The sequence below is a fragment of the Mesotoga infera genome, from assembly GCA_011045915.1.
GTDB classification, from domain to species: Bacteria; Thermotogota; Thermotogae; order Petrotogales; family Kosmotogaceae; genus Mesotoga; species Mesotoga infera_D.
The window spans coordinates 1-4,123 of record DSBT01000413.1 but is presented as its reverse complement, the minus strand read 5'-3'; the positions used below and the strand labels follow the sequence as shown (position 1 = coordinate 4,123).

The 4,123-nt window shown below is 46.7% G+C and carries 6 protein-coding genes; all 6 read left to right on the top strand.

The annotated features are described in order from the left end of the window. Nucleotides 1-321, top strand: a 321-nt coding sequence (locus ENN47_13665) for a hypothetical protein (protein ID HDP79194.1), incomplete at its 5' end; no start/stop codon positions are given. Then, nucleotides 318-1,031, top strand: a complete 714-nt coding sequence (gene lipB, locus ENN47_13660) for a lipoyl(octanoyl) transferase (GenBank protein ID HDP79193.1) — start codon at nt 318-320, stop codon at nt 1,029-1,031. The genes ENN47_13665 and lipB, both read left to right, overlap by 4 nt. After that, a complete protein-coding gene (gene lipA / locus ENN47_13655) occupies nt 1,006-1,863 on the top strand; it encodes a lipoyl synthase (protein HDP79192.1) in 858 nt (285 codons plus the stop codon). Before lipB ends, lipA begins: the two co-directional genes overlap by 26 nt. Before the next feature lie 228 nt (nt 1,864-2,091). After that, nucleotides 2,092-2,535 carry a nuclear transport factor 2 family protein gene (locus ENN47_13650; GenBank protein ID HDP79191.1) on the top strand — a complete coding sequence of 148 codons (444 nt, stop codon included), beginning with the start codon at nt 2,092-2,094 and terminating at the stop codon, nt 2,533-2,535. A 9-nt stretch (nt 2,536-2,544) separates the two neighbouring features. Next, nucleotides 2,545-3,516, top strand: a complete 972-nt coding sequence (locus tag ENN47_13645) for an SDR family NAD(P)-dependent oxidoreductase (GenBank protein HDP79190.1) — start codon at nt 2,545-2,547, stop codon at nt 3,514-3,516. Then, nucleotides 3,500-4,123: FAD-dependent oxidoreductase (locus ENN47_13640; protein HDP79189.1), on the top strand; the 624-nt coding region annotated here is incomplete at its 3' end. The genes ENN47_13645 and ENN47_13640, both read left to right, overlap by 17 nt.

Sequence of the window (4,123 nt, the reverse complement as noted above, 5' to 3'; positions counted from 1 at the left end):
TTTCCCTCAATATTCCCGGATGCAAATAGAATCATGCCGTCTCTCACGACAACCTCAGCAAATACCATCTGGTCACAACTGGGAAACTCTTATACGCAGGTAGTGGACCTTTCGAACATCGACAACTCTCGGGCATTTCTGCCGCCCGGGATATCCGAAGACCCGAGAAGTCCTCATTTCTTCGATCAGGTAGAGCTGTGGGTCGCTGGAGAAACCCGCCCCGCTCCCCTAAGTCGAGAAGAAGTCATGAAATATGCCGAATCGGTTGAGATACTCCCTTCACTATTTACTGACTCTATACATCAAGTGGGATCCGAATGAGCTTGGAAAATCGAAATTGCTTCTCAATAAGACTCGATGGACTCATAAACTACACTGACGGGCTGAGTATTCAGCACAGAGCGCTTGAAAAAGTGGTGACAGGAAAAGCGGACTGCATACTGATTCTCCTTGAACACGAACCGGTGCTGACTATGGGCAGGTCGGGAGGAAGAGAGAATCTTCTCGTTGACGAAAATGAGCTCAAGCGCCTAGGGGTAACGCTCCGAGAAACTGGCAGGGGAGGAAACATAACTTATCATGGTCCGGGACAGGTAGTTGTATACCCCATTCTGAATCTTGGAAAATGGAAGAAGAACCTTCCCTGGTATGTCGGTTCTCTTGAGGAAGTAGTGATTGAGGTTCTGGAGGATTACGGAATCAAGGCCGGTAGAAAACCGGAATACAGGGGAGTTTGGGTAGAAGAAAGAAAAATTGCCGCCGTCGGTATAGCCGTAAAGAGATGGTTCACAATGCACGGGTTTGCCCTTAACGTACGGGTGAATAAGGAACACTTCAGACTAATAAATCCCTGCGGCATAAAAGATTATTCGATTGCCTCGATGGACGATTTTGTAGACAGCGTTGACTTCAATGAGATCATAGAGAGAGTAAGAGAGAGATTTTCTGTTGTGTTTGAAAGCAAGCTGATAGAAGTCTCTAGAGAGTGGCTGGAGAGTGATCAAAGTGAAAGAGAAGCCCGACTGGCTTAAGAAAAAGCTCAATGCCGACCGGAGTAAGCTGAGCGAAATAAAGGTCATGTTGCGAAGTTTGCGTCTTCATACGGTATGCGAAGAGGCGAAATGCCCAAATATAGGTGAGTGTTTTGCATCTAGAACCGCCACATTCATGATACTTGGAGATATCTGTACAAGAAACTGTCGATTCTGCGCAGTCTCAAAGGGAATACCGGGCTCTCCAGATCCAAAGGAGCCGGAGAACATTTCTAACGCCGTTCATATTCTTCAACTGAGACACGCTGTAATCACCTCGGTTACCAGGGACGATCTGGATGATGGTGGCGCTTCTCAGTTCGTAGACGTCGTCCATGAATTGAGAAAGAACTGTCCAGATACGACAATCGAGCTGCTGATCCCTGATCTGAATGGTAACTGGAAGGCACTGGAAAAAATCGTCAGAGAGCACCCGGACGTGCTGAATCACAATGTTGAGACCGTACCTTCCCTGTACGTTTCTGTAAGACCCGGTGCTATTTACGAGCGTTCCATCGATCTCTTGCGGAGAGTGAAGGAAATCGACTCTTCGATAATTACCAAGTCTGGAATAATGGTGGGCCTGGGCGAGGACGAAGACGAGGTAAAGTCAGTTATTGAGGATTTATATGCTGCGGGCTGCAGCATGTTGACTATTGGTCAGTATCTTCAGCCATCTCATAAACACTTTCCAGTAGCTGAGTATATTACCCCGGAACAGTTTGAAGGTTACAGGATCTTCGCTTTAGAGAGAGGATTTTCCTTCGTCGCATCGGGCTCTCTTGTTCGAAGTTCATATCATGCCGCTCTGGGCTTCTCAAGTTTGCGCTAGAGAGAGGATTTTCATCGGCATTATTTCTCGACCTTTGCTCAGTCAAGTCTATCGTTCACAGATTGTCGGGCAGAGTCAAAGATTGCTATTTTGTTATCTTCCAAATATTGCTTAGTAAGAGTCGCCGTGATACGATTTGCTTATGACGTTCTCTATGTTGGACGATTCGATTGAGAAAACGCAGAACTATGGAAGTTTTTTCTACTTACTGTTTTGGGAGTTGTGATTATGGAAGCTTTTTGTATAGAGAGTGCCGATCAAATTCGAGAACTGTGGTCGAAGACTTACAACACAGAAGGGAAACCTGACTGGTCTCACATTCTTCCTTACTACGACGACAACATTCTCTTTAAAGACACGATTCAGGAAATCCGGGGGATCGAAGAATTCAAGAAGATGACGGAAAGGCTTGCCGAGAGATCTAAAGAGCTTAAGATGGCTGTTCTTAGAGTCATTAAGGAAGACAACGTGGTCTTTGTCGAATGGGAAATGACTATACTTTTCAAGAAGACGAGGACTTCCGTGATTTACGGTGCGAGCCGTCTATCTATTAGCGAAGAGGGAAAGATATTCGAGCAGCGAGATTACTATGACCTTTGGGGTGATATCTTCGACAACATACCCTCGTTCAGAAAGCCTTACAGGCGTTTCATGAGAAAACACTTCGGGTAGGTGCTGCATATGGAGAGAGGCAGGAACCCCATCCGCAAATACTGGAAGCAATACAAATGGTCAAACATCCGCGCGATGATGAAGAACAACAAGTCTGATCCAAAGATTTGCAGTGATGATTTCGAGGGTCGCCTAATGGTCATTACCGGAGGCACATCGGGTATTGGATACTATACATGCAGGAAGTATGCCAGCCATGGGGCGAATATCCTTTCAATAAACAGAAACAGGGAGAAATCGGAAAGGCTTTGCGTCGAACTCAAACGCGACTTCGGCGTTCAGTGTTCACATATGATAGCCGACTTCAGCAGTCTAGACGATAGCCTGAGAGTCGGCAAAGAGCTCTCCGCGATGAGAGACACGATAGATGTCCTGATACACAACGCGGGAGTCTTTCTGAAGCGCAAAGAACTTACAGAGGAAGGCTTCGAAACGACTTTCGTAGTCAATTATCTCTCTTCGTTCGTCATCAACTACCTGATAAGAGAGAAGATGAAAGCTCAGGGAAAGGGGCGCATTCTGATGGTGAGCTCGGAAGGTCATCGTTTTGCCGTCTGGGGAATAGAGACGCAGGACCTTAACTGGCAGAAGAGACGTTACAGCGGCCTTAAAGCTTACGGTTCAGCAAAAACTTCCCAGCTTCTGAGTATGCTTATTTTCGATCAATACTTCGAAGGAAGCGGAGTCACAATCAACGCTATGCACCCCGGTGCAGTCAAGACTGGCACGGGAAGGGAAAATGGGGCCTTCTACAAATGGTATAAGAAAAATGTTGTTGACAGATTCTCCCGATCACCTGAAATCTCGGCAGAAGCCCTCTACTATCTCGGTGTATCCGGCGATCTCCAGGGTATCGGGGGAAGATTCTTCAATCTAACCACTGAAGAGATTCCGGCCCCTCCCGCACTTGACATGGAAACAGCTAAAGAACTCTGGCAGGAGAGCCTGCGAATGGGGGACCTAGATGATGGAGACCTATGACGCGATAATAGTTGGCGGTGGAATTGCAGGAATGACAAGTGCTGCTTATATTGCAAAACACGGCGCTAGAGTCCTCTTGCTGGAGAAAAACGAGAAGTGCGGCGGCTTGATCAACTCCTTCTGGAGGGACGGCTTCCTCTTTGACGGAGGTGTGAGGGCGCTCGAGAGTGCGGGGATCATTCTTCCCATGCTAAGGGAGCTTGGAATTGAGATCGAAAGAGTCAAGAGTCCAGTATCTGTGGGTGTTGAAGACAGCATTATTCGTGTGAACTCCAAGGAAAGCTTGAAGGAGTATTCAGATCTCCTTAGAAGGATATATCCCGGAAGCGAGGATGAAATTGAGGGTGTCGTTTCATTCATAAAGAGGATTATGAAGGACATGGAGATTCTTTACGGAGTCGATAATCCCCTCTTCATGGACTTCAAGAATCACAAGTCGTATTTTGTCAAAGTGTACCTGCCCTGGTTATTCAAGTTTCTTTTTACCCTCCGAAGAATAGGGAAATTCCAGATGCCGGTCGAGGAGTTCCTCGAGAAGCTTGTCCAAAACAGGTCTTTGAGAGACATAATAGACCAGCATTTCTTCAAGAACACCCCGACTTTTTTC

Excerpts from the sequence above, each read along its gene's own strand:
- lipB (HDP79193.1), top strand. The coding sequence starts at position 318 with ATGAGCTTGGAAAATCGAAATTGCTTCTCAATAAGACTCGATGGACTC.
- ENN47_13650 (HDP79191.1), top strand. The coding sequence starts at position 2,092 with ATGGAAGCTTTTTGTATAGAGAGTGCCGATCAAATTCGAGAACTGTGG.
- ENN47_13645 (HDP79190.1), top strand. The coding sequence starts at position 2,545 with ATGGAGAGAGGCAGGAACCCCATCCGCAAATACTGGAAGCAATACAAA.